The following is a 24,116-nucleotide window of genomic DNA, read 5'->3' on the forward strand; positions in this document are numbered from 1 at the left end:
GCGCGAACACTCCATCGTGCACACTTCGCGACGCGGGACTGGCCGGAACGGCGACGCAACGTGCAACGCCGACGCCGCCGGGCCTGCGGCGCGTGCTCCGGCCGACCCGGCGCTGGTGCCGGGAAGCTGAGCCTCAGCCCAGGAACTCCGCGATCTCCTCCGCCGAGTAGCCCAGCTCCGCCAGCACCTCCGCGGTGTGCTGCCCCAAGGTCGGCGGCGCCGACGTCGGCCGCGCCGGCGTGTCCGATGCCTTCACCGGGAAGCCCGTCCCCAGGTACGTCCCCACCGTCGGGTGCGGCAAGCGGACCACCTGGTCGCGTGCGGCGGTCCACGGGTCCGCGTAGACGTCGTCGATCTCGTTGATCGGGGCCGCCGGGATGCCCGCCGCGTCGAAGGACTTCATCCAGTCCGCCGCCGTGCGCGTCAGCAGCACCGGCTCCAGGAGAGCGTTCAGCTCGTCGCGATGAGCCGCGCGCGCGGCGTTCGATGAGAACCGCGCGTCCGAAGCGATGTCCAGATCGAGCGCCCCGCAGAACGCGTGCCACAGCTTTTCGCTGCCCACCGCGATGATCAGCCAGCCGTCCGACACGTGGTACGCCTGGTACGGAACGATGCTCGGGTGCGCCGAGCCCATCCGGCGCGGCCGGGGCGCGTCGTAGAAGTGCGCACCCGCGGCGTACACGTGCCAGGCCAGCTGACTGTCCAAAAGGGACACGTCGAGGTACTGGCCGCGGCCGGTCGTGTGCCGGGCCTGCAAGGCCATCAGCACCGCGATGATCGCCCACGTCCCGGCGTTCAGGTCCGCCACCGGCAGCCCGACCTTCGCCGGCGCGCCGTCGGGCTCGCCGGTCAGCGACATCACGCCGCCGAGGGCCTGCGCGACCAGGTCGTAGCCCGCGCGGTCGCGGTACGGGCCCGTCTGCCCGAACCCGGTGATCGACACGTGGATCAGCCGCGGGTTCAGATCCGACAGGACCGCATACCCGAGCCCCCACTTCTCGAGCGTGCCCGGCCGGAAGTTCTCGACGAGCACGTCCGCGTCGGCCACCAGACGTCGGAGGGCTTCACGGCCGCGCTCGCTCTTGAGGTCGAGCACGATCCCGCGCTTGTTCCGGTTCGCCGCGAGGTAGTACACGGCTTCGTCGCTCTCGCCGACGAACGGCGGGCCCCAGCCGCGGGTGTCGTCGCCGTGGCCGGGCGGCTCGACCTTCACCACGTCCGCACCCATCTCGCCGAGGTACTGCGTGCAGTACGGCCCGGCGAGGATGCGGGACAGGTCGACGACCTTGATCCCGTCCAGCGGGCGGAATCCGTCGTGGTCAGCAGGCAGCGAAGTCACGGCCCTTTCTCTCCCACCGGGGAGGAATCCGCAAGGTGTTCCTCCTAACGGCCGTAGACATCCGACCTCTTCATGGTGTTTGTTGTTGAGTGAGTTTGTGCAGAGTTGCGCACTCCTGGAGGGATCATGCGTCTTCTTGTCGGGCTCGCGGCCGCCGTCGTGGCCGCCGCGATCGCTTCTCCCCCACCCGCCCAAGCCGCCGAGCCGGCCGACGCCCAGCAGCTCGGCCAACGGCCACCCATGGGCTGGAACAGCTGGAACAAGTTCCACTGCGACATCAACGAAGAGCTCATCCGCGAGACCGCGGACGCCATGGTCAGCTCGGGCCTGAAGGCGGCCGGCTACCAGTACGTCAACATCGACGACTGCTGGGCCGAACAGAACCGCACCGCCGACGGCAAGCTCGAAGCCAGCCACGCGCGCTTCCCCGGCGGCATCAAGGCGCTGGCCGACTACGTCCACGACCGCGGGCTCAAGCTCGGCATCTACACCAGCGCCGGCACGCTGACCTGCCAGAAGACCATGCCCGGCGGCCTCGACCACGAGGACGTCGACGCGCAGACGTTCGCGGACTGGGGCGTCGACTACCTCAAGTACGACAACTGCAACAACCAGAACCGCCCGGCGATCGAGCGCTACACGAAGATGGGCGAAGCGATCAAGAAGACCGGCCGGCCGATCCTCTACGCGCTCTGCGAGTGGGGTCAGAACCAGCCGTGGCTGTGGGGCAAGGACGCCGGCGCGCAGCTGTGGCGCACGACCGGCGACATCAGCGACAGCTGGAGCAGCATGACCGGGATCCTCGACAAGCAGTTCGCGCTGGCTGGCTACTCCGGCCCGGGCGGCTGGAACGACCCGGACATGCTCGAAGTCGGCAACGGCAAGATGACGACCACCGAGTACCAGGCGCACTTCGCGTTGTGGGCGCTGATGAACGCGCCGCTGCTCGCCGGCAACGACCTGCGCTCGATGTCCGACACCACCAAGTCGATCCTGGAGAACAAGGACATCGTCGCGCTCGACCAGGACTGGGCGGGCAAGCAGGGGTACAAGCTCCGCGACGACGGCGACACCGAGGTCTGGACCAAGCCGATGTCGGACGGCTCGGCGGCGGTCGTGCTCTTCAACCGCGGCCTGACCGCGGCGCCGATGTCCGCCACCACCGCCGAGCTCGGCCTCGCGAAGGCCCGCGACTACCGCGTCCGCGACCTGTGGACCGGCGCCGAAACGGAGACCACCGGCACGCTCCGGGCGTCGGTGCCGAGTCACGGCGCCGCGGTGTTCCGCGTCTGGCCCGCCAAGTTCCCGAACGCTGCTCCGCTGTCGACGCTGACCGTGCAGGCGCCGGACTTCGCCGACGCCGCCCAGCCGTTCACGGCCACGCTGAAGCTGACCGACGACGGCAGCACCCCGCTCCTCGCCGCGCAGGTCAAGCTGACCGCCCCGGCCGGTTGGAAGCTCGACGGCCGCGCCGACGTGCTCGTGCCGGTGGTCGCCCCGGGCAAGACATGGCAACGCTCCTGGACCGTGCGTCCGGACGCTCCGAGCGGCGACCGCGTCACCCTGACCGCGACGGCGAACTACTGGACGGCCTGGGGTAAACGCTCGTTAACGGCCGACGGCGGCGCGCCGATCGTGGTACCGCCGGCGCCCGGCGTGACACCGCTGTCGAAGGCGACCTGGCTTTCCGCCGAGAACGGCTACGGCCCGGTCGAACGCGGCACGAGCAACGGCGAGTCGAAAGCCGGTGACGGCCACAAGATCACCATCGGCGGGGTGACCTACGACGACGGCCTGGGCGTGCACGCGCCGTCGCGCGTCCGGTTCTACCTCGGCGGCGGCTGCACGGCGTTCGGCGCGTCCGTCGGCCACGACGACGAAAAGGCCAAGGGCAGCGTCGCGTTCCAGGTCCTCGGCGACGGCAAGGAGCTCGCCGCGACCGGGGTCATGACGGCGGGCCTGCCCGCGCAGCAGCTCGCGGCGAACCTGAGCGGGGTGCGGGTGCTCGACCTCGTCGTCACCGACGGCGGGGACACCAACGACTCCGACCACGCCGACTGGGCGGACGCCACGATCACCTGCTGAGCGCCAGCAGCAGGGCTTCGGCGTCGCGGAGGTAGCGCTCCAACGCTGCCTCCGCGACGCCGAAGCGGCCGCCGCGCAGGTCGCGCAGGATCTGCTCGTGGCAGACCAGGAACGGTTCGTAGAACTCGCGCGTGTTCTCGTTGAGGACGAAGAACAACCGCGTCTCGGCGAGCACCTGGCGCATGGTCGCGGAGATGCGTTCGCTGCCCGCCAGGTCGGCCAGCGCCTGGTGGAAGTGGATGCTGGCGGTGCCGACCGCCGGCCAGTCCTCGGCCGCCGCGGCCGCGCGACCGTCCCGCAGGGCCTGTTCGACCGGCACCAGGTCCACAGTGGACAGCTCGGCCGCCCGCCGCAGGGCACCGCATTCCGTGGCGCGGCGGACGACGTAGAGGTCCTCGATGTCCTCTGTGGTCAGTTCGCGTACGAACACGCCTCGGTTCAGCTCGTGCACCGCCAGCCGCTCGTGGGCCAGCAGCTGGAACGACTCACGCAACGTGTTGCGCGAGACGCCGAGCGCCGAGCTGATCACCGGCTCGGACAACCGTTCACCGGGGGCGAAGACGCCGTCGGTGATGTACTGCCGCAGGATCGCGGCGACCCGTTCGGCCGTGCCGCTGCGCTCGAGCAGGTGCCGCTCGCTCTCCAGCCCCGAGGGATCGACGGTCACGGCGCTACCTGACGCCGAGCTCGAAGTCGAGGCTGTAGCGGTTGCCCGGCATCGCGCCCGCGGCCTTCGCGCCGTCGATCGGCAGCACGACGCCGTTGATGAAGCGCGACTCGTCGCTGGCCAGGAACACCACGGCCTTCGCGACTTCCCACGCCTCGCCGACGCGCGCCGCGGGCGTGCTCGCGACCAGCTGGTGCTGCTTGGTCTCGAACTCCTCGGGCGAGTTGAGCGTGCTGCGCAGCATGTCGGTGTCGATCGCGCCGGGGTTAACCGTGTTGGCGCGGATGCCCTGGTGCGCGTGGGCGACCGCGATCGACTTCGTCAGCCCGACCAGCGCGTGCTTGGTGGCGTTGTACACCGGGTCGCCGGGGCGGCCCATCACGCCGCCGTTCGACGACGTCGTGATGATGCTGCCGGCCTTGCGCTCGATCATGTGCGGCAGCACGGCGCGGGTGCCGAGGAAGGCCGCCCGGACGTTGAGCGCGAAGATGTTGTCGAACTCGGCCAGCGTCGTGTCGGCGAGGGGCTTGCCGAGGTGGATGCCGACGTTGTTGACCAGCACGTCGATGTGCCCGGCTTCGGCGAGCACACCGTCGACAAAGGACGCCACGGCGTCTTCGTCGGTGGCGTCCACAATAGAGTGACGGTAGCCGTCGAGGGACTCCGCGGGCTCGCGGATGTCGGACGCGAACACCGTCGCGCCCTCGGCGAGGAACTCCTTCACCGTGGCGAGGCCGATGCCCCGCGCGCCGCCGAAGACGACCGCCACCTTGCCGGCCAACCGACCCATGTCACTTCCCCGCTCTCAGTCGTACTGTCTGCTCTTCGTCCACCGCGTAGTCCCCGGGCAGCCGGACGAGCGCCGCCGGGTCGCCGAGGTACCGCACCTCGACGCCGTACACCGCACGCGCCGCCGCGAGCGAGACGTATCCCTCGACGACGTCGTCGAGCACCTCGGAGACGGGCCGCTCGAGCGGCGGCCCGTAGCCACCGCCGCCGGGCAGGGTGACGTCCACAACGGACTCGCGCGTCAGCGTCACCCGGCTCTTGGCAGGCAGGTCGTCCCCGTGGTGCAGCCCGAACCGACCGGCCGCGCCGGGTGCTCCACCGTCCACACCGGACGCCGCGGCGCGCACGCGGTCGACGTTCCCGTTGACGCTCCAGGAGTCCTGGTCACGTGCGGCCATCGTCGTCACCTGGCCGAGGCCGCCGCGCCACCGCCCGGCACCGCCGGAGTCCACGCGCAGCTCTCGTGACCGCTGGACGAGCGGTGCCATCGTCTCGATGACCTCCGTCGGCGTCGAGCGCAGGCCGCTGGGGAAACCGGTGGTGTTCAGACCGTCCTTGTCGGCGCGCGCGCCCATCCCGCCGGTCTGGAAGACGTTGAGCATGAACCCCGGCCCGCGCCAGATGGTCATCCACAGCGCGTCCGCGCTCGGCGCGATCGCGGCGCCGGGCAGGGCACCGATCAGCAGCGACGGCAGGAAGTGCCCGATCAGGTGCCGCGACGCGACCGGGGCGGGCGGCAGGCAGTTCAGCACCGACCCTTCGGGCGCGGTGACGTGCACCGGCCGGAACGACCCGGCGTTGTGTGGCACCTCCGGCGAAATCGCCGCCTTGACCGCGAAGGACGCGTACGCCCGCGTGTAGTTGAGCACGACGTTGATGCCCCGGCGACTCTGCGGCGACGACCCCGCGAAGTCGAGGTGGATCTCGTCACCGTCCACAGTGGCCGTCACGCGCAGGACGATCTCTTCGTCGTCGAAGCCGTCGGTGACGATCTCGTTGGTGTAGGTCCCGTCCGGCAGCTTCCGCAGCGCGTCGCGCAACGCCTTCTCGGAGCGGTTCATGATCTCGGCGGCGACGTCGTCGAGGGTGTCGATGCCGAACTCGTCCAGCAGCTTCAGCAGGCTGGCCGCGCCGACCTCGTTGCCGGTGACCTGCGCGTACAGGTCGCCGACGGTCTCCTCCGGCGTCCGGACGTTGGCCCGGATCAGCCGTTCCAGATCGGCGTTGACCTCGCCCGCGCGCAGGAACTTCAGGATCGGCAGCCGCAGGCCCTCCTCGAAGACCTCGTGCGCCTCGGCGGAGACGAGCCGGCCACCGATGTCCGGCGCGTGGCAGCAGGACGCGAACCACGCGACCACCTCGCCGCGCCGGAACACCGGCGTCGCCACGGTGATGTCGTTGATCTGCCCGGCCGTCTGCCACGGATCGTTGGTGAGCAGCACGTCCCCGGGTTCCAGGGTCTCCGCCGGGTAGGCCGCGACGAAGTGGTGCATGCCGGTGGCCATCGCGTTGATGTGCCCGGGCGTGCCGCCGACGGACTGGCCGATCATCTCGCCACGCGAGTCGAACACCGCGCAGGCGAGGTCGAGCGATTCGCGCACGACGGCGGAGAAGGCCGTGTTGACCAGCGCGTTCTGCTGTTCGGCGAGGATCGAGTGCAGCCGGTTGCCGAACAGCCCGACGAGGATCGGGTCGACACTCACGCCGTCACCTCCAGCGCGGCGTCCTCCCGGACGACGCAGTGCGCGCCGGGCGGGACGACCACAGTGGACTCACGTTCCTCCACAATGGCCGGCCCGTTGATCCGCACGCCGGGCCGGAGGCGATAGCGGTCGTACACGGCCGTGTCGACAAATCCACCGGCCGCCGGAAAGTAGGCCTTCCGCGTCCCCTTGCGCGCGTCGCCGCTGGTCACCTGAGTGGTCAGCCGGAGCGTGACGTCCGGCGCGGGCCCGCTGGAGACGACGCGCCAGTTCAGCACCTCGACGCCGACGTCGGGCCCGGTGCGCCGGTACAGCGCGCGATAGGTGGCGGTGAACTCGTCGATCAGGGCGTCCGGCCAGCGGCCGCCGCGGACCGGGACGCGGATCTCGTAGCCCTGCCCGGCGTAGCGCATCTCGGCGATCCGCCGATGCGTCACCTCCGCGGCTCCGGACTTCGCGAGCAGTGCCGCACCCTCGGCTTCCATCTCGGCGAACAGCGCGTCGACCTGCTCCCACGCCAGCTCTCGCACGGCCGCGCGGGCCGACCGGACGAAGTCGAACGCCAGCGGCGCGGTGAGGAACCCGGCCGCGCTGAGCACCCCGGCGGCCGGCGGCGCGACGACCGACGGCGCCCCGAGCGCGCGGGCGACGCCGACGCCGTGCACCGGGCCTGCCCCGCCGAACGTGTACATCGGCAGCTTCGCCGGATCCCGGCCGCGCTCGACGGCGTGCACGCGGGCAGCGTTCGCCATGTCCTCGTTGACGCTGGTGTGGATGCCCCACGCGGCCTCTTCGACGCTCACGCCGAGCGGTCCGGCGATGCCGCTGATCGCCGCACGCGCCGCCGGGGCGTCGAGCTTCATGCCGCCGCCGAGGAAGTAGTCCGGGTCGAGGTAGCCGAGCACGAGGTCGGCGTCGGTCACCGTCGGCTCGGTGCCGCCGCGGCCGTAGCAGACCGGGCCGGGCTCGGAGCCGGCCGAGTCGGGTCCGACGGTCAGCAGGCCGAGCGCGTCGATCCGCGCGATCGACCCGCCGCCGACGCCGATCTCGATCATGTCGGTGACCGGCACCTGCACCGGCAGCCCGGACCCGGGCAGCAGCCGGTACTTGCGGTCCACTTCGAACTGGTGCGTCACCGAAGGCGCGCCGCCGGCGATCAGGCACAGCTTCGCCGTCGTGCCGCCCATGTCGAAGGCCAGCAGGTCGGCCGGCCCGATCGCGGCCGCCGCCAGCGCCCCGCCGGCCGGGCCGGACTCGAGGATCCGGATCGGGTGGCGGGCCGCGGTGTCCACAGTGGCCAGTCCGCCGTTGGACAGCATGATGTGCGGCGCCCCGGCGATCCCGAGGCGCCCCAGCCGGTGTTCGAGGTCGCGCAGGTAGCGCTCAGTCAGGTCCTGGACGTAGACGTTCGCGACCGTGGTCGACGCGCGTTCGAACTCGCGGATCTCGGGGACGACGTCGGAGGACAGCGCCACCCGGAGCGAGGGCGCCACCTCGGCGAGGATCTCGCCCGCGCGCCGCTCGTGCGCCGGGTTCGTGAACGCGTGGAGGAAGCAGACGGCGACCGCTTCGATACCCCGTGCCGCCAGCTCACGGCCGAGCCGCGCGACGTACTCCTCGTCGAGTCCGATGTGGATGGAGCCGTCGGCGAGGATCCGCTCCGGGACGTCGAAGCGCAGGTGCCGCGGGACGAGTGGCGGGGGCAGCTCGATGTGCAGGTCGTACAGCTCGTACCGGTGCTCGCGGCGCATCTCCAGGACGTCCCGGAAGCCGGCGGTCGCGAGCAGCGCCGTGCGCGAGCCCTTGCGCTCGATCAGCGCGTTCGTCACCAGCGTCGTCCCGTGGACGACCTGCTCGACGTCACCGGCGGCGATCCCCGACTCCGCGAGCAACGCGGCCAGGCCCTCCTCGACCGCGCGCGCCGGCTCGTCGTGCGTGGTCAGCACCTTGCCGACGGCCGCGATCCCCGTTCCGTCCACCGCGCAGAGGTCGGTGAACGTGCCACCGATGTCGACGCCGATCCTCATGTGCGATACCACCGCGGGGACGTGTTCAACGGCGGCTTGAGCTTGGCCTTCACGACCAGGACGTTCGGCTCGTCGGACTCGACGAACTCGCCGAGCAGCCGCCGGAACGCGCGCCCGAACCCGGACACGCGGTCGGCGTGCACGCCGAAGGACCGGGCCAGGCCGACGAAGTCCGGGCTGTCCCAGTCGACCCCGCGGTGCGGCAGGCCCTCGCGGTCCTGGTCGTAGCGCAGCATCCCGTAGCCGCCGTCGTCGACCAGGACGACCGTGACCGGCAGCTGCTCCTGCGCGAGCGTCGCCAGATCGCCGCAGCCGTAGAGGAACCCGCCGTCACCGGTGATGCAGATCGCGCGCCCGACACCGGCCGCGGCGGCGCCGAGCGACGCCGGGAAGCCGTAGCCGAGGGTGCCCCAGCCCATCGGGTAGGCGAGCTTGCGCGGCGCCCGCACCCGGTGGAAGCCGCCGACCCAGTAGCCGGCGACGCACATGTCGGACACCAGCACCGCGTCTGTCGGCAGCACCTCGTCCAAAGTGGACAGGAAGTCGTAGGCCTGCGGCTCTTCGTCCCGGATCCGCTGGCGCACCCGGCGGCCGATGCCGGCCAGCCGCAACGTGATGTCGTCCAGCCCCGGCCGCTGCTTCGGCAGCAGCCGCTCGACGATCGCGCGCGCGTCACCGACCAGCGTCAGGTCCGGCGGGTAGTTCTTGGCGGCGTCGTCGGCGTCGACGTTGATCGCGACCAGCGTGCGCGGCTTCGGCATCCGCCAGTTCTGCGTCATCAGGCCGTCGAAGTCGGTGCCGATGGCGAGCACGACGTCGGCCTCGTCCCACAGCTCGCCGACCTCCGGCGTGTGCACCGGGTTCGGCGCGAGGCACGGGTGGTCGAGCGGGAGCAGGCCGCGGGCGCCGAACGTCGTGATGACCGGCGCGGCGATCTTCTCGGCGAGCGCGCCGATGGCGTCCCCGGCCCCGGACCGCAGCGCGCCGCCGCCGGCCCAGATCAGCGGGTTCTTCGCGTCGGACAGCAGCGCTTCCGCGCGGGCGAGGTCGGGAACGTCGCCGTCGGGCTTGCGGTGCGGCGCGGGCGGCCGACGGTGCGGCACCGTCTCGCGCAGGTAGTCGGTCGGCACGCCGAGGTAGACCGGGCCGCTCTGCGCCTCCAGCGCGAGCCGCGCCGCGCGGTGCACGGTGGTGCCGATCTGGTCGGCGGCCCGCACGGTGAAGACCCCCTTGGTCACCGGCGCGAACATCGCCTGCTGGTCGGACGTCTCGTGCAGCACGCCGCGGACGACGCCGGGACGCCGCAGCGTCGAGGGGATGTCGGTGGCGATGATCAGCACCGGAGCCGCGGACGCCATGGCTTCGCCGACCGCGCCGAGGGTGTTCGCCGCGCCCGGCCCGGTGGTGACGAGGGCGACGCCGAGCTTGCCGGTGGCGCGCGCGTAGCCGTCGGCCGCGTAGCCGGCGGTCTGTTCGTGACGGACCCCGACGAGCTTGATGCGGGTCTCGGCGAGCGCCTCCCACAACGGCAGGTTGTGCACCCCCGGGAGGCCGAAAACGATCTCCGTCCCCAGTCCTTCGAGGGCGTCCACCAACTCCCGAGCACCACTCACAGCCACGGCCCGGATACTGCCAGATCGTTGAACGATCTGGCAATCAACCCCTAGACGATGTTGTGCTCGACCGGTGCGGTATCGGCGCGTTCGAAGCGCCGGACGTCGAGCTCCGCGATGTCCACGGCCGGTTCTCGGCCGAGGTAGAGGTCCCGGATCAGCTCGCCGGTCGCCGGTCCCATCTGGAACCCGTGCCCGGAGAAGCCGGTCGCGTAGAAGAACCGCGACAGCAGGACGCTTTCCCCCACGATCTGGTTGCGGTCGGGCGTCACTTCGTACAACCCGCCCCAGGCCGTGCGGATGTCCGCGTCGAGCACGGCCGGGATCCGGCGGCCCGCCAGCTCGGCCAGCCGCGGCAGCCACTCGCCCGCTTCGTAGTGGGTGTCGAAGCCCGGGAAGCCGTCGTCCTCGCAGAACGACATGGCCAGGCCAGGGCCCTCGCGGTGGAAGTAGAACGCCGACGGCATCTCGATGGTCAGCGGCACCGCGGCCGGCAGTCCCGGCACCGGCCCGGTGAACACGACCTGCCGCCGGAACGGGCGCACCGGGAGGTCGAGGCCGGCCAGCTCGCCGATCCGCCCAGACCACGCGCCGGCCGCGCACACGACCGCGCCGGTCCGGACGAACCCCGCGGTCGTGTTAACGCCGGTTAACGCGTCGCCGTCACGTTCGATCCCGGTGACCTCGACGCCGGTCCGGAGCAGCGCGCCGCACGCGCGGGCCGCCTTCGCGTAACCCTGGACGACGGCGTCCGGAGTGGCCTTCGCGTCGTCCGGCGACCAGAGCGCGGCGACGATCCCGTCCGTCCCGAGCAGCGGAAGGATGTCGCGCACTTCGGACGGGTCCAGGAGGTGGCTCCTCGCGCCGTAGGCCTGCTGCAGCTCCGCGCAATGTCCGATTGCAACTGTGTCTTCCGAGTTGGTGAGCAGGTAGAGGTAGCCGTCGCGGCGGAAGTCGATCTCGACGCCGAAGTCGCGTGAGAAAGCGCTGTACGCGGCGAGCCCGCGCAGTCCCAACTCGACGTTGACGCGGCTCGTGAACGACGACCGGATGCCGCCCGCGGCCTTCGCCGTCGAGCCCTCGCCGAGCCCGTCGCGCTCCAGCAGCAGGACGTCGACGCCGGCCTCCGCCAAGCGGAACGCGCAGCTCACACCGATCACACCGCCGCCGATCACGACGCACTCGGCCATCGGTGGCAGGGACGTTTCCCGAGCGCCGCGGACGGTCATACTCGCCAATGTAGAACGTGATCCACCCACGGCAGCCGAGCGCGTAGAGTCGGCGTGCCGAGTGCGGAAGGTGATGTCCCATGGCGATGATGCCCGTGACCGACTCGATGTTCCTCCTGGTCGAAACGCGCGAGCATCCGATGCACGTGGGCGGTCTGCAGCTGTTCAAGAAACCCGACGGCGCCGGGCCGGACTACCTGCGCGACGTCCGCCGCTCGCTGCTGGAGTCGGACAACATGCGGCCGGTGTTCCGCCGCCGCCCGGCCCGGCCGGTCAACACGCTCGGGCACGTCGCCTGGAAAGCGGAAGACGACCTCGAGCTCGACTACCACTTCCGGCACTCCGCGCTGCCGCAGCCGGGGCGCATCCGCGAGCTGCTGGAGCTGACGTCCCGCTGGCACAGCACCCTGCTCGACCGGCACCGGCCGCTCTGGGAGACACACCTCATCGAGGGCCTGGCCGACGGCCGCTTCGCCGTCTACACGAAGGTCCACCACGCGCTGATGGACGGCGTCTCGGCGCTGCGCCAGCTGCAGGGCACGCTGTCGGACGACCCCGCGGACCTCGACTGCCCGCCGTGGTGGGGCACCCGGCGCAAACCGGGCGAAGGCCGCACGAAGAGCCCGCGCTCGTTCCTGCAGACCGCGGGCAAGACCGCCAACCAGCTCGCGGGACTGGCGCCGGCCGCGCTCAAGGTGGCGCGCGAGGCGTTCGGCGAGCACACGGTGACCCTGCCGGGGCAGGCGCCGCGGACGATGTTCAACGTGCCGATCGGCGGCGCGCGCCGGTTCGCGGCGCAGTCGTGGTCGCTCGACCGCGTCCGGAAGGTGGCGACCGCCGCCGGGGTGTCGCGCAACGACGTCGTGCTCGCGATGTGCTCGGGCGCGCTGCGCGACTACCTCATCGAGCAGCGCGCGCTCCCGGACGCACCGCTGGTCGCGATGGTGCCGGTGTCGCTGCGCCGCCAGAACGACCCGGGCGAAGCGGCGGGCAACAACATCGGCGCACTGCTGTGCAACCTCGCCACCGACCTGCCGGACGCGGGCAAGCGGCTCGTCACGATCCACCAGTCCATGCGCAACGGCAAGCGGCTGTTCTCGGAGCTGACGCCGTTGCAGACGCTGCTGTTATCAGCCGTTAACGTCGCGCAGCTCGGCGTCTCGCCGATCCCGGGCGTCGTCAACAACACGCGGCCGCCGTTCAACCTGGTGATCTCGAACGTGCCCGGGCCGCGCAAGCAGATGTACTGGAATGGCGCGCAGCTCGACGGCATCTACCCGGCGTCGGTGCTGCTCGACGGCCAGGCCGTCAACATCACGCTGACCAGCAACGGCGACAACCTCGACTTCGGCGTCACGGGCTGCCGCCGCAGCGTGCCGCACCTGCAGCGGATCCTGACCCACCTGGACACGGCGCTGGTGGAGCTGGAAGCCGCGGTCAAGTAGCACCGCTGATCGGCACCCCACTGCGCCATCGGAAGGAAACTTTCCGAACTCCTCTGGCCAGCCCGCTCGTCGCGCTCTTACGGTGACGGCGATCAGCCCCGCGAGAGGAGCAGGAAATGACCGAATCCGTCGAGGTGTGGACGACCCCTGACTTCGTCGAGTACGAAACTCCCATGGAGGTGACCGCCTACGCGGCCCGCATGGCGGACTGACCGATGCCCGTCGAGCCGCTCGCGGAAAGCGCATTCATCGAGGCCCTGCGCGGTCTTTCGGACCGGTACTGGGGCACGCACCCGTTCCACCGGAGGCTGCACGCGGGCGAGCTCGACGAGCACGGGCTGCGGATCTGGGCGGCCAACCGCTGGTACTACCAGTGTCAGCTGCCGCAGAAGGACGCGGCGATCATCGCCAACTGCCCGCTGCCGGAGATCCGGCGCCAGTGGCTCGACCGGATCGTCTACCACGACGGCCCGCACGCCGGCACCGGCGGGATCGAACGCTGGCTGCGGCTCTGCACGGCCGTCGGCCTGGAGCGCGATGAGGTGCTCGACGAGCGGCACGTCGCTCCCGGCGTCCGGTTCGCCGTCGACGCCTACGTGACCTTCGCGCGGACGAAGCCGTGGTGGGAGGCCGTCGCTTCGGGACTCACCGAGATGTTCGCCGGGCACCTGATGCAGCAGCGCGTCGCGGACATGCTCGCGCACTACCCGTGGATCGCGCGCGCGGACCTCGACTACTTCACCAACCGCATCGACAAGGTCGCCGGCGAGGGCAAGGACACGCTCGACATCGTGGTCCGCCACTGCGCCACGCGCGAGCAGCAGGACCGCGCGATCGCCGCGCTGTCGTTCAAGTGCGATGTCCTATGGTCGATGCTCGACGCGATCGAACGGGCGGCGAAGTGATCGCCCCGGTCTCGGTTCCCCAGCTGCGTCGCGGCGTGCGGCTGTCCTTCGACCACGTCCGCGAGACGCACGTCCTGCTGTTCCCCGAAGGCGTCCTCGTCCCGAACGCCACCGCGGCCGCGGTGCTCGAACTCTGCGACGGCGCCCGGACCGTCACCGACATCACCGCGGTCTTGGGAAAGCGCTTCACCGGCGTCCGGGAACAAGACGTCCTCGACGTGCTCTCTCGGCTGGGCGAACGGAGGGTCGTCGCGTGGACGTGACCCCGCCGCTGGGCCTGCTGGCCGAGCTGACCCACCGCTGTCCGCTGCACTGTCCTTACTGCTCGAACCCGGTCGAACTCGTGGCGCGGTCCGCCGAACTGTCCACTTCGGACTGGATTTCGGTGCTCTCGCAAGCACGCGAACTCGGCGTGCTGCAGGTGCACATGTCCGGCGGCGAGCCGCTGGCCCGGCCGGACCTGTCCGCCCTGGTGGCGCACGCGAGCTCGCTCGGGTGCTACGTCAACCTCGTCACCTCCGGCCTCGGCCTGACCTCCGACCGGCTCGACGACCTGGTTTCCAGTGGGCTCGCGCACGTCCAGCTGTCGGCGCAGGGCGCGACGCGGGAGCGTTCCGACCTGCTGGCCGGCGCGCGGGCGTTCGACCACAAGCTCGCCGCTGCCACGCTGGTGAAGGCGTCCGGGCTGCCGTTGTCCTTGAACGTGGTGCTGCACCGGCGCAACCACGACCAGCTGGCCGGGATCATCGAGCTGGCCGAGCGCATGGGCGCGGACCGGCTGGAGCTGGCGAACACCCAGTACTACGGCTGGGCGCTGCGCAACCGCGAGGCGCTGATGCCGACCCGCGCGCAGCTCGCCGACGCGGAACCCGTGGTGCGCGCGGCGATCCGGCGGCTGCGCGGCACGATGGAGATCGTCTACGTCGTCGCCGACTACTACGAGCCGTACCCGAAGCCGTGCATGTACGGCTGGGGCGCGCGGCAGCTGACCGTGGCGCCGGACGGAACCGTGCTGCCGTGCCCGGCGGCGTCCGCGATTTCGACGCTCACCCTGGACAATGTGCGGGAGAAGCCGCTGGCCGAGATCTGGTACGACTCGTCGTCGTTCAACGCCTATCGCGGCGAGGACTGGATGGCCGAACCGTGCCGGACGTGCGACCGCCGTTCCGTCGACTTCGGCGGCTGCCGCTGCCAGGCGTTCCTGCTCACCGGCGACGCCGCGGCCACCGACCCGGTGTGCTCGCGCTCCCCCCGGCGCGAGGTCGTCGACCTCGTCCTGGCCCGGCCGCCGGAATCCGACCTGGCCATGCGCCGGTGAAGGTGATCCTGCTCGGCACCGCGGCGGGCGGCGGGTGTCCACAGTGGAACTGCGCGTGCCGCCTGTGCGCAGCCGGGCTGCCACCGCGCACCCAGGACTGCGTCGCGGTCAGCGCCGACGGTGCCGGCTGGTACCTGCTCAACTGTTCGCCGGACATCCGGTCCCAGATCCTCGCGACTCCGGCGTTGCGCGCGGGGCCCGGTCCACGCGAAATCCCGTTGCGCGGAGTTCTGCTGACCGACGCCGAACTCGACCACTCGCTGGGCCTGCTGATGCTGCGTGAGGCCGGTGGTCTCCCGGTGTTCGCACCGGACGCGGTACTGGAAGCGCTGTCGCCGTTTCGCGCGATCGCCGACGGCTACGGCGGCTGGACGTCGCTCGTGGACCTTCCCGGACTGCGGGTCGACGTGCTGCCGGTGAGCGACAAGAAACCGAAGTACGTCTCGTCCCCTGGTAATGGCCCGTGGGTCGTCGCGTACCGGATCTCGGATCTCTCGACCGGCGGTGCGCTGGTGTACGCGCCGTGCCTGAAGAGCTGGCCCCCGGGATTCGACTCCTTCGTCGCGGATGCTTCGCTGGTACTACTGGACGGAACGTTCTTCGCGGCGGACGAGATGGCGGGCGTCGGTGGTCCGGACCAGCTCGCGATGGGCCATCTGCCGATCACCGCGAGCCTCGCCCGGATCGCCGGTCGGCCCGGGCGCTGGGCGTTCACGCACTTGAACAACACCAACCCGGTGCTGGACCCGGCGTCGGAAGAACACGCCGCCGTGCGGTCCGCCGGCGCCCTGCTCCCGGCCGACGGCACGGAGTTCTCTGTGTGATCAACCGACTCCTTTCCGCACACCGTCACGATTACGTCGCGGCGGTAAACCTTTCGACGCGCTCAGGCGACTAACAGTCATGAGTACTTCGCTCTGAAGTACCTGGGGAGGAACGTTCATGAGCACTGAAGTAGCCCACGGCGCGGCAGCCGCCCTCACGCTGCAGCCCGGATCCGGTGCGCCGACGGCGGTCCGGAGGTACTGGCACCCGACGGACAAGGACTGGCTGTCGGTGCCGGCGCACGGCAACCAGCCCACCGCCGCGCAGCTCCAGGGTTACGGGTACCAGACGCCGACCGGACCGCAGTTCTACGTCAGCCTGGTCGGCAACAGCGAAATGGTCGAGGTCTCCCGCTGGTGGCACCCGACGGACAAGGACTGGATCGACATGCCCGCCGGCATGGCGTCCGACGCGCAGATGGCCACCTGGGGTTACCAGAACAAGACGTTCCAGTACTACGCGTTCCCGACGCAGCGCACGGGAACCGTGGCGGTGTACCGCTGGTGGCACCCCACCGACAAGGACTGGCTCACGGTGCGGACCGGCGAGTTCACCGACGCGCAGATGCAGTCGTTCGGCTACCAGAACAAGACGCTGTTGTTCTACGCCTTCGCCCAGCAGTCCCCGTCGACGGACCTCGGCTACTTCGCGCTGGGCACGCCGCAGAAGTCGGTGCTCAGCCCCGTCTCGTGGAGCGGTTCCGGTGACCACCCGCACACGTTCAGCGTGCTGGAGGTCAACCCGACGCAGTCGCCGTCGATCAACCAGGGCTTCCGCTACATCGGCTACTACGGGCACCACAACTGCTCGGGTCTGGGCATCGCGCGCACGAACGACCTGAACACGACGGCGTGGACGCAGGAACCGACGCCGCTGTTCACCGGCACCGGTGAGCGCTGGGGGAACGCGCTGCTGAACCCCGACAACACGATCGGGCTGGTGCACAACGTGTACTGGTGCGGCGGCAACCCCGACGGCGGCGAGTACTACATCGCCGGGCGCAAGAGCACCGACGGGATCGACGGCACGCAGTTCACGTCGTTCGTGCCGCTGGTCAAGGAAATGACCGTGATCAACGGCAACCCGACGCTGTTCCGCGACCCGGACACGCAGACCGTGTACCTGTACTGGTTCCGCGAAGCCAACGGCCGCAAGGAGATCCGCGTCAAGAGCGCGGCGACGTTCGACGCGCTGCTGCAGACCAGCCCGACGGACCTCGGCACGCTCATCGCGTACTCCCACGACGTCGTGGCGTCGCCGCAGGTGATGAAGGTGGGTTCGCTGTACTACCTGGCGGTGGAGACGCTGGAGCAGACGAACGTCTGGAAGACGCGGGTGCTGACCGCGGCCAGCCCGACGGCGCAGTTCTTCGAGCTCCCGGCCGGGCCCGTCTACGGCAACGGGTCGGCGTGCGTGTTCCAGCATGTCTTCGGCAACACCCTGCACACGTACTTCGGCAACGAAGGAACACCGGGCGTCGGCAACTGGACGCTCGACCACGTGAGCGCGCCCCTGCCGTGACCCCGGCGGCTCCGGAGGGCGTCGCATCGCCCTCCGGAGCCGCTCAGGCAACCCCCAAATAACTCTTTGACGGTCATGGCAGACTGACGCCATGCCCCACGACAACCTGCGCGTACTGGCGCACCCGCTCCGCATGCGGATCTTGTCGCTCCTGACGGGAACGGCAATGAGCGCAGCCGAGGCGGCGCGCGAGCTGGGCGAAACGCAGGCGAACATCAGTTATCACTTGCGCCGCCTGCACGAGGCAGGCCTGCTGGATGTCGCGGAGGAGCTGACAATCCGCGGCGGCCGCGCGAAGAGGTACCGCCACGACCCGGAGTCGGGCCGCCGCTTGACAACCCGCAACCCGGCCGAGGAGCAGCTGCTGACCAAGGCGATCGCGGGCGAGCTCCTGCGACGGGCGGGGTCCCGGGCACCGGGCAAGCGAGCGTCGTTGACGGACGCGGAGCTGTGGGTGGACCCAGCAGTCTGGGCGCGACTGCTCAAGCGGGCATCGGAGCTGAGCCAGGAGCTGCACGCGGCGGCCCAGCCACCACGAACCCCGGGAACGGTCCAGGTCAGCGCGAGTGTGGCGCTGTTCGAGCTGACCCCGAATGAAGTCCGATGATGACGCTGCCGGGGAAGGTCCGCCGCGCTGGATCGACTCTTGCCGGTACGCAACACGCCAGCCCGCGCCAACCCGCGCCGACTCATCCGCAGCGCGAACACGTGCCCGCTGCAGCGCCGGCGTCGCCGGGCCGCCAACTCGCCCCCGTGGCCTGCCGCGCCGGCTCAAGCGGGCCATGTCCGGCAGCGCGAACCCGACCCACTGCCGCCGCGCCGGATTTGCCGGCCGCGAGGCCGCCCCATGAGCCCGGCCCCGATGTCGCCTCGCGGATGAGCCACCCGCTCACCCCACCACGCGAACCCAGCTCGCGACTCGATCGCCGCCAACGCGTCCAATCGCCCTCCGCTACCGTCCCGCCGGAGCTGCTCCCATGACCTCCCCGCTCCTCGCCCCGCTTCGCGAACCTCGCTTTCGCGCCCTCGTCACCGGGCGGACCTTCGCCGACTTCGCCAACGCCGTCGCTCCCTTCGCGCTGGCTTTCGCCGTCGTCGACCTGACCGGGTCGGCTGTGGATCTCGGGATCGTCGTCGGGGCGCGGTCGATCGCCAACGTGCTGCTCGTGCTCTTCGGCGGGATGCTGGCCGACCGGTTGCCGCGGTCGGTGATCCTGCAGGGCACCGAGACCGCCGCTGCGCTCACCCAGGCCGCCATCGCCGCGAGTGTCCTTTGTGGATTCGCCTCCGTCCCGCTGCTGGTCGGGCTCAGCCTGGTCAACGGTGCCGTCTCGGCCATCTCGCTGCCGGCGGCCGCGTCGCTCACGCCATTGACCGTGCCCGCGCCGCTGCTCGCCCAGGCGAACGCGCTGGTCCGGCTGCTGTCCAACGTCGGCCGCATCGCCGGCGCCGGGCTCGCCGGCGTCCTCGTCGCGTTCGCGGGCTCCGGGTGGGCGCTCGCCGGGAACGCCCTCCTGTTCCTCGCCGCCGCGCTGTCCTACCGCCGGATCCGCCTCCCGCGCGGCGAGCGGATCCCGGGCAGCCGTCCTCTCAGCGAGCTCGCGGAAGGCTGGCGCGAGTTCCGCGCCCGGTCGTGGGTGTGGCTGGTGGTGCTGCAGTTCATGATCGTCAACGCGGTGAACGCAGGCGCGCTGTTGGTGATCGGCCCGCTGGTCGCCGACGACACGTTCGGCCGCACCGGCTGGGGCCTCGCGCTGGCAGTCCAGACCGCGGGCGCGCTGCTCGGCGGCGTCTTCGCCGCGCGCTGGCAGCCACGCCGGATGCTGCTGTTCGGCGTCGCGCTCGTGACGGTCGACGCGCTGCCGATGCTGGCCCTCGGCCAGACGCCCTATCTGCTGCCGCTGCTGTTCGCGATGTTCCTCTCGGGTTTCGCGATCGAGCAGTTCGGCGTCGCCTGGGACGTGTCGCTGCAGGAGAACGTGCCGCCCGAGAAGCTCGCCCGCGTCTACTCCTACGACATGCTCGGCTCGTTCGTCGCGATGCCACTCGGCCAGATCGCCGCCGGTCCGCTGGCCGAGCACGCCGGCCGTTCGGCAACGCTCCTCGGCGGCGCGGCCCTCGTCGTCGGCGCGACGGCGATCGTCCTGCTCAACCCGCAGATTCGCGGCCTGGTCCGCCGCGCACCGGTCGGCTCGGGCGCACCGGGATGAGGATTCAGCAGTCGACGCCCGGAATCAACACAGTGGACAGCCAGTGATCGGCGCAAAGCCGAATCACGCCGGCCGGCAAACCGCCCGCGCAGGGTCTCACCGGCCGGCTCGGGGTTCCGGGGTCAGGTCACGGTGACCGTCGAGACGCCACCAGCTCTCCAGCGTCTCCCGCAACGCCTTCAACAGCTCGCCACCCATTTCCAGGGAGACCAGGGCTGCTTTGCCGTCGTCCACGCGGAGCGCCGCCGTCAGACGGTCGCCCTGCTCGATCAGGCCCACCACCACCCGGGTCGGCTCTCCCGCGACGTCCACGGTCGGAATGGCGCGCTCGTACCGCCAGCCTTCAGCGTTCACCCGGCAGACAGTGGCACAGCTTTCCCCGCCCCGGCCCGGGTTTCACCCTCACGTGTGGTCAGGCCGATGCCCAGGGCCGCACTTCCTCCAGGAGCTTCGCCACCGCCAGCACAAGGTCGTCCGAGTGCCGAGGCCCGATGATCTGCAGCCCCACCGGCAGCCCCTCCGACGTGTAGCCGGCCGGCACACTGATCGCCGGCTGCTGGGTCATGTTGAACGGGTACGTGAACGGCGTCCACTCCGGCCACTCGCTCAACCCGCTGCCCGGCGGCACGTCGTGCCCCGCCTCGAACGCGGCGATCGGGACGGTCGGGGTGATCAGCACGTCGTGGCGCGTGTGGAACTCGCCCATGAGGATGCCCAGAGCGGCCCGCTCGGCGGTCGCGTCGAGGTAGTCGCTCGCCGACCACGTCCGGCCGAGCTCCCAGACCTTGCGCAGGCCCGGGTCCGTCCGCTCCTCGGACCCGGGCGGGAACGAGTCGAGCAGCTTCGCCGCCCCCGACGACCACAGGATGTCGAACGCCGGCTTGGGATCGGCGAACCCCGGATCGGTCTCCTCGATGTGCAGCCCCGCGTCGCCGAGCGCGCGGACCGCCGCCGCGACGACCGCCGCGATCTCCGGATCGACATCGACGTACCCGAGCGTCGGCGAGAACGCGGCCCGCAGCCCACGCACGTCCCGGCGCACGGCCTCGCGGAACGACCCCACCGGCGGCGCCAGCGCGGCCGGGTCGCGGTGGTCGGGGATCGACAGGACGTCCAGCAGCAGCGCGGTGTCATCGACCGACCGCGCCATCGGGCCGGCGTGCGAGAGCGGGCCGAACGGGCTCGCCGGGTACAGCGGGATCCGGCCGTGGGTCGGCTTGAGTCCGACGATGCCGCAGAACGACGCCGGGATCCGCACCGAGCCGCCGCCGTCGGTGCCGACGGACAGCTCGCCCATCCCCGCCGCGACGGCCGCAGCGCTGCCGCCGCTCGACCCACCTGACGTCTTCGACGGGTCGGCCGGGTTGCGCGTGATGCCTCGCAGCGGACTGTCGGTGACGCCCTTCCACGCGATCTCGGGCGTGGTCGTCTTGCCCAGCACCACCAGGCCGGCCTCGCGCATCCGCGCGGCGACCGGACTGTCGACGTCCCACGGCTGGTCCGGGTCGATGCTCTTCGACCCCCGGACGGTCGGCCAGCCCTGCGTCAGGAACATGTCCTTGATCGAGGACGGCACGCCGTCGAGCCACCCGATCGGGTTGCCGTCCCGCCAGCGGACCTCCGACGCCTTGGCCTGTTCCAGCGCCCCGTCGGCGTCGACGAGGCAGTACGCGTTGCACTCGCCGTCGCGGTCTTCGATGGCCTGCAGCGCGTTCTGCGTCGCCTCGACCGGCGAAAGCTCACCGGTCGCGTAGGCGGCGACGAGCTCGCTGGCGGTCAGCATCCTGTCGTTCATCCGGCTCCCTGGTTCCCCGACGGCACGTAGCCGAGCGTCTTGTCGACGACATTGCGCAGCGGCTCCCCAGCGCGCCAGCGGCGGAAGTTCTCGGCGAACACCTCGACGAGGGTGTTCCGCCAGCCGATGAAGTCCCCGGACATGTGCGGCGAGACGAGCACGTCCGGCATGGTCCACAGCGGGCTGTCCGGCGGCAGCGGCTCGGTGTCGAAGACGTCGAGCGCGGCACCGGCGATGGTCCGGCTCTCGAGCGCGGCGACCAGGTCGGAGGTGACGACCAGCTCGCCCCGGCCCACGTTGACGAACCGCGCCGACGGCTTCATCGCGGCGAACGCGCGCGCGTCGAACATGCCCTTGGTGTGCTCGGTCAGCGGCGCGACGGCGACTACGTAGTCGGCGTGCGGCAAGAACGCGTCGAGCTGCGAGGACTCGTGCACGACGCCGAAGTCCGGGTCACCCGTGCGCTCCCGGCGGCCGGCGCCGCTCACCCGCATCCCGGCCGCGCGCAACAACCGCGCGATGGCGCGGCCGATCGGCCCGGTGCCGACGACCACCACCTCGCGCCCGGCGATACGTTCACTCTCCCGGTGCAGCCAGCGCCCCTCGCGCTGCAGGTCGTGCGACCGCGCGAAGTCCTTCGCGAAGGCGAGGACGACGCCCAGCACGTACTCCGCGATGGCGTCGTCGAAGACACCCCGGGAGTTGGTCAGGACGACGTCGCTCTCCACCAGCCCGGGGAACAGCACCGGGTCGACGCCCGCGCTCGCGATGTGCAGCCAGCGCAGGCGATCGGCCGCGTACCAGGCGCCCGGCACGGCCGTGGAGAGGAAGTCGTAGACGAAGAGCGCGTCGGCCCCGGACAGTGCTTCGGGCAGGCCCGCCGCGTCCGTGTAACGCACGACGGCCCCGGATTCGACAGCACGCATGTCCGGTGGACGGGACTCGCCGCAGAGCACCGCCAGGACCGGGGTTTCCTGGGTTTCCGAGCCGATCACGTTGACACGGTAAAAGTCGCTCGTATGATTGTCAACAATCCGAGGAACGACCCCCGGAGCACCGGACGTGTCATCAAGTTCAGACGTATTCCGGAGGCTGAGCCTTGGATTTCGACTTCCTGGCGTTCGACGGCCCGCTGGCGCAACGCGGCATCGGCGTCATCGCGCCGTTCGACCTCGCGCTGGAGCGCGAGCTCTGGCGCTGGGTACCGATGGAGGTGTCGCTGCACCTCGCCCGGACGCCGTACGAGCCGGTGCCGGTGAGCATGGAGATGGCACGCCTCGTCAGCGACAGCCACCACCTGGCCAGCGCGACCCGCGACGTGCTGCACGTCGAGCCCGAGGTCGTCGCCTACCTCTGCACGTCGGGCAGCTTCGTCAACGGCGTCGACTACGAGCGCTCGCTGACCAAGGCGATCTGCGACGCCGGCGCGCCGGACGCCGTCACGACCTCAGGTGCCCTGGCCGAGGTGCTGCACCAGCTCGACCTGCACCGCGTCTCGGTGCTGACGCCGTACGACGCCGACCTCACCGGCGCCCTGCACGACTTCCTCGGCGAACTGAACGTCGAGACCGTCGCCAGCGACCACCTCGGGCTGGGCGGCGGTATCTGGAAGGTCAGCTACCGCACCATCGCCGAACGCATCCTCGCCGCCGACCACGGCGAAGCCGAAGCGATCTTCGTCAGCTGCACCAACCTCCCCACCTACGACCTGATCGAGCCACTGGAAGCCGCACTCGGCAAGCCGGTGCTCACCGCCAACCAGCTGACCATGTGGGCATGCCTACGCCGGATGAACCTGCCGATCGTCGGACCGGGAAGGTGGCTTCGCGACGTGTCGTGACGGTTTTCCTTGACCATCCACTAGGATTGTCGACAATTTGCGTCCCTGCGGAGGTTTCGTGACCACCATCGGCTTCATCTACCCCGACCACGCGGCCGAAGACGACTACCCGCTGGCCGAGCAGCTGCTCGGCGGCGCGGCCGCCGACGAGGGCGACATCCGCCTCGCGGTCGAGCACATCTACGGCACCGACAAGCACGCGGTCGCCGAGCTCCTGGACCTCGGCAGCGAGACCCGCCTCGCCGACGGCGCCGCCCTGCTCAAGAAGCACGAGCCGGACGCGGTCGTCTGGGCCTGCACCAGCGGCAGCTTCGTCTACGGCTGGGACGGCGCCCGCGACCAGGCCGACCGCCTCGCCGCCGTCGCCGGGGTCCCGGCCTCCAGCACCTCCTTCGCGTTCGTGCACGCCGCGCGCGCCCTGGACGTCAAGCGGGTCGCCGTCGCCGCCAGCTACCCGGACGACATCGCCCGGCTGTTCGTGGACTTCCTCAAGGCCGGCGGCATCGAGGTCGTCTCGATGGCCAGTGCCGACATCGTCACGGCCGCCGAGGTCGGCGCGATGACGTCGGAAGCCGTCATCGAGCTCGCCGTGCGCAACGACCACCCGGACGCCGACGCGGTGCTGGTGCCGGACACCGCGATGCGGACGCTCCAGGAGATCAACATCGTCGAGGCCGCGCTGAAGAAGCCCGTGCTGACCGCCAACCAGGTGACCGTCTGGGAGGGCCTGCGCCTGACCGGACGGCACCGGCTCGTCCGCTCCCTCGGCGCGCTGTTCCGGCACCTGCCGGACGGGAGCGCCTGA

General features: G+C 70.9%; 22 protein-coding genes. 12 read left to right on the top strand and 10 right to left on the bottom strand.

The window, feature by feature from the left end; genetic code table 11:
- Window positions 1–133: 133 nt before the first annotated feature.
- Window positions 134–1,339: a CaiB/BaiF CoA transferase family protein gene (locus tag ACZ7PG_RS25175; protein ID WP_470241528.1), complete on the bottom strand. Its 1,206-nt coding sequence runs from the start codon at window positions 1,337–1,339 to the stop codon at window positions 134–136.
- 126 nt (window positions 1,340–1,465) lie between these two features.
- Here ACZ7PG_RS25175 and ACZ7PG_RS25180 point away from each other — a divergent pair, with 126 nt between their 5' ends.
- On the top strand, window positions 1,466–3,424 hold the full coding sequence (locus ACZ7PG_RS25180; RefSeq protein ID WP_470241529.1) for an NPCBM/NEW2 domain-containing protein: 1,959 nt from the start codon (window positions 1,466–1,468) through the stop codon (window positions 3,422–3,424).
- Here the strand turns inward: ACZ7PG_RS25180 and ACZ7PG_RS25185 are convergent.
- Genes ACZ7PG_RS25185 through ACZ7PG_RS25210 form a run of 6 tightly spaced genes read right to left on the bottom strand, consistent with a single transcriptional unit; the run spans window position 3,414 to window position 11,452 of the window.
- On the bottom strand, window positions 3,414–4,091 hold the full coding sequence (locus ACZ7PG_RS25185; RefSeq protein ID WP_470241530.1) for a GntR family transcriptional regulator: 678 nt from the start codon (window positions 4,089–4,091) through the stop codon (window positions 3,414–3,416). The genes ACZ7PG_RS25180 and ACZ7PG_RS25185 overlap by 11 nt on opposite strands.
- Before the next feature lie 4 nt (window positions 4,092–4,095).
- On the bottom strand, window positions 4,096–4,881 hold the full coding sequence (locus tag ACZ7PG_RS25190) for an SDR family NAD(P)-dependent oxidoreductase (protein WP_470241531.1): 786 nt from the start codon (window positions 4,879–4,881) through the stop codon (window positions 4,096–4,098).
- A 1-nt stretch (window position 4,882) separates the two neighbouring features.
- Window positions 4,883–6,583, bottom strand: a complete 1,701-nt coding sequence (locus tag ACZ7PG_RS25195; protein WP_470241532.1) for a hydantoinase B/oxoprolinase family protein — start codon at window positions 6,581–6,583, stop codon at window positions 4,883–4,885.
- Entirely contained in the window at window positions 6,580–8,610 is a 2,031-nt protein-coding gene (locus ACZ7PG_RS25200) for a hydantoinase/oxoprolinase family protein (RefSeq protein ID WP_470241533.1), read from the bottom strand. The genes ACZ7PG_RS25195 and ACZ7PG_RS25200 overlap by 4 nt, the downstream gene beginning before the upstream one ends.
- On the bottom strand, window positions 8,607–10,229 hold the full coding sequence (locus tag ACZ7PG_RS25205; protein WP_470241534.1) for a thiamine pyrophosphate-binding protein: 1,623 nt from the start codon (window positions 10,227–10,229) through the stop codon (window positions 8,607–8,609). Before ACZ7PG_RS25205 ends, ACZ7PG_RS25200 begins: the two co-directional genes overlap by 4 nt.
- A 44-nt stretch (window positions 10,230–10,273) precedes the next feature.
- A complete protein-coding gene (locus tag ACZ7PG_RS25210; RefSeq protein ID WP_470241535.1) occupies window positions 10,274–11,452 on the bottom strand; it encodes an NAD(P)/FAD-dependent oxidoreductase in 1,179 nt (392 codons plus the stop codon).
- A gap of 80 nt (window positions 11,453–11,532) precedes the next feature.
- On the opposite strand from ACZ7PG_RS25210, the gene ACZ7PG_RS25215 reads away from it, so the two are divergent.
- The 9 genes from ACZ7PG_RS25215 to ACZ7PG_RS25255 all read left to right on the top strand — a co-directional run bounded on the left by ACZ7PG_RS25215 (window position 11,533) and on the right by ACZ7PG_RS25255 (window position 19,676).
- Window positions 11,533–12,897 carry a WS/DGAT/MGAT family O-acyltransferase gene (locus tag ACZ7PG_RS25215; protein WP_470241536.1) on the top strand — a complete coding sequence of 455 codons (1,365 nt, stop codon included), beginning with the start codon at window positions 11,533–11,535 and terminating at the stop codon, window positions 12,895–12,897.
- Between the two features lie 116 nt (window positions 12,898–13,013).
- Entirely contained in the window at window positions 13,014–13,109 is a 96-nt protein-coding gene (pqqA, locus tag ACZ7PG_RS25220) for a pyrroloquinoline quinone precursor peptide PqqA (protein WP_086670354.1), read from the top strand.
- Window positions 13,110–13,112: 3 nt separating this feature from the next.
- On the top strand, window positions 13,113–13,802 hold the full coding sequence (pqqC, locus tag ACZ7PG_RS25225) for a pyrroloquinoline-quinone synthase PqqC (protein ID WP_470241537.1): 690 nt from the start codon (window positions 13,113–13,115) through the stop codon (window positions 13,800–13,802).
- Entirely contained in the window at window positions 13,799–14,065 is a 267-nt protein-coding gene (pqqD, locus tag ACZ7PG_RS25230) for a pyrroloquinoline quinone biosynthesis peptide chaperone PqqD (protein ID WP_470241538.1), read from the top strand. Before pqqC ends, pqqD begins: the two co-directional genes overlap by 4 nt.
- On the top strand, window positions 14,056–15,120 hold the full coding sequence (pqqE, locus tag ACZ7PG_RS25235) for a pyrroloquinoline quinone biosynthesis protein PqqE (protein WP_470241539.1): 1,065 nt from the start codon (window positions 14,056–14,058) through the stop codon (window positions 15,118–15,120). The genes pqqD and pqqE overlap by 10 nt, the downstream gene beginning before the upstream one ends.
- Complete coding sequence (gene pqqB, locus ACZ7PG_RS25240; RefSeq protein ID WP_470241540.1) at window positions 15,117–15,944, top strand: pyrroloquinoline quinone biosynthesis protein PqqB; 828 nt, start codon at window positions 15,117–15,119, stop codon at window positions 15,942–15,944. The genes pqqE and pqqB overlap by 4 nt, the downstream gene beginning before the upstream one ends.
- Before the next feature lie 118 nt (window positions 15,945–16,062).
- Window positions 16,063–17,466 (top strand): hypothetical protein, encoded by a 1,404-nt coding sequence (locus ACZ7PG_RS25245; RefSeq protein ID WP_470241541.1) that lies wholly within the window; start codon window positions 16,063–16,065, stop codon window positions 17,464–17,466.
- 91 nt (window positions 17,467–17,557) lie between these two features.
- A complete protein-coding gene (locus ACZ7PG_RS25250; protein WP_470241542.1) occupies window positions 17,558–18,073 on the top strand; it encodes an ArsR/SmtB family transcription factor in 516 nt (171 codons plus the stop codon).
- 370 nt (window positions 18,074–18,443) lie between these two features.
- Window positions 18,444–19,676 carry an MFS transporter gene (locus ACZ7PG_RS25255; RefSeq protein ID WP_470241543.1) on the top strand — a complete coding sequence of 411 codons (1,233 nt, stop codon included), beginning with the start codon at window positions 18,444–18,446 and terminating at the stop codon, window positions 19,674–19,676.
- A 96-nt stretch (window positions 19,677–19,772) separates the two neighbouring features.
- On the opposite strand, the gene ACZ7PG_RS25260 is transcribed toward ACZ7PG_RS25255, so the two are convergent.
- From ACZ7PG_RS25260 to ACZ7PG_RS25270, 3 genes are read right to left on the bottom strand one after another with little or no spacing between them, the layout of a single operon-like run.
- Window positions 19,773–20,030 carry a hypothetical protein gene (locus tag ACZ7PG_RS25260; protein ID WP_470241544.1) on the bottom strand — a complete coding sequence of 86 codons (258 nt, stop codon included), beginning with the start codon at window positions 20,028–20,030 and terminating at the stop codon, window positions 19,773–19,775.
- A 58-nt stretch (window positions 20,031–20,088) separates the two neighbouring features.
- The gene (locus tag ACZ7PG_RS25265) at window positions 20,089–21,471 is read right to left on the bottom strand and encodes an amidase (protein ID WP_470241545.1); all 1,383 of its coding nucleotides are present in this window, start codon (window positions 21,469–21,471) and stop codon (window positions 20,089–20,091) included.
- Window positions 21,468–22,397 (bottom strand): D-2-hydroxyacid dehydrogenase, encoded by a 930-nt coding sequence (locus ACZ7PG_RS25270; protein ID WP_470242404.1) that lies wholly within the window; start codon window positions 22,395–22,397, stop codon window positions 21,468–21,470. Before ACZ7PG_RS25270 ends, ACZ7PG_RS25265 begins: the two co-directional genes overlap by 4 nt.
- Window positions 22,398–22,570: 173 nt before the next feature.
- Here ACZ7PG_RS25270 and ACZ7PG_RS25275 point away from each other — a divergent pair, with 173 nt between their 5' ends.
- The gene (locus tag ACZ7PG_RS25275) at window positions 22,571–23,311 is read left to right on the top strand and encodes a maleate cis-trans isomerase family protein (RefSeq protein WP_470241546.1); all 741 of its coding nucleotides are present in this window, start codon (window positions 22,571–22,573) and stop codon (window positions 23,309–23,311) included.
- 58 nt (window positions 23,312–23,369) lie between these two features.
- Window positions 23,370–24,116 (top strand): maleate cis-trans isomerase family protein, encoded by a 747-nt coding sequence (locus ACZ7PG_RS25280; protein WP_470241547.1) that lies wholly within the window; start codon window positions 23,370–23,372, stop codon window positions 24,114–24,116.

Source organism: Amycolatopsis sp. NPDC114504, assembly GCF_055633595.1.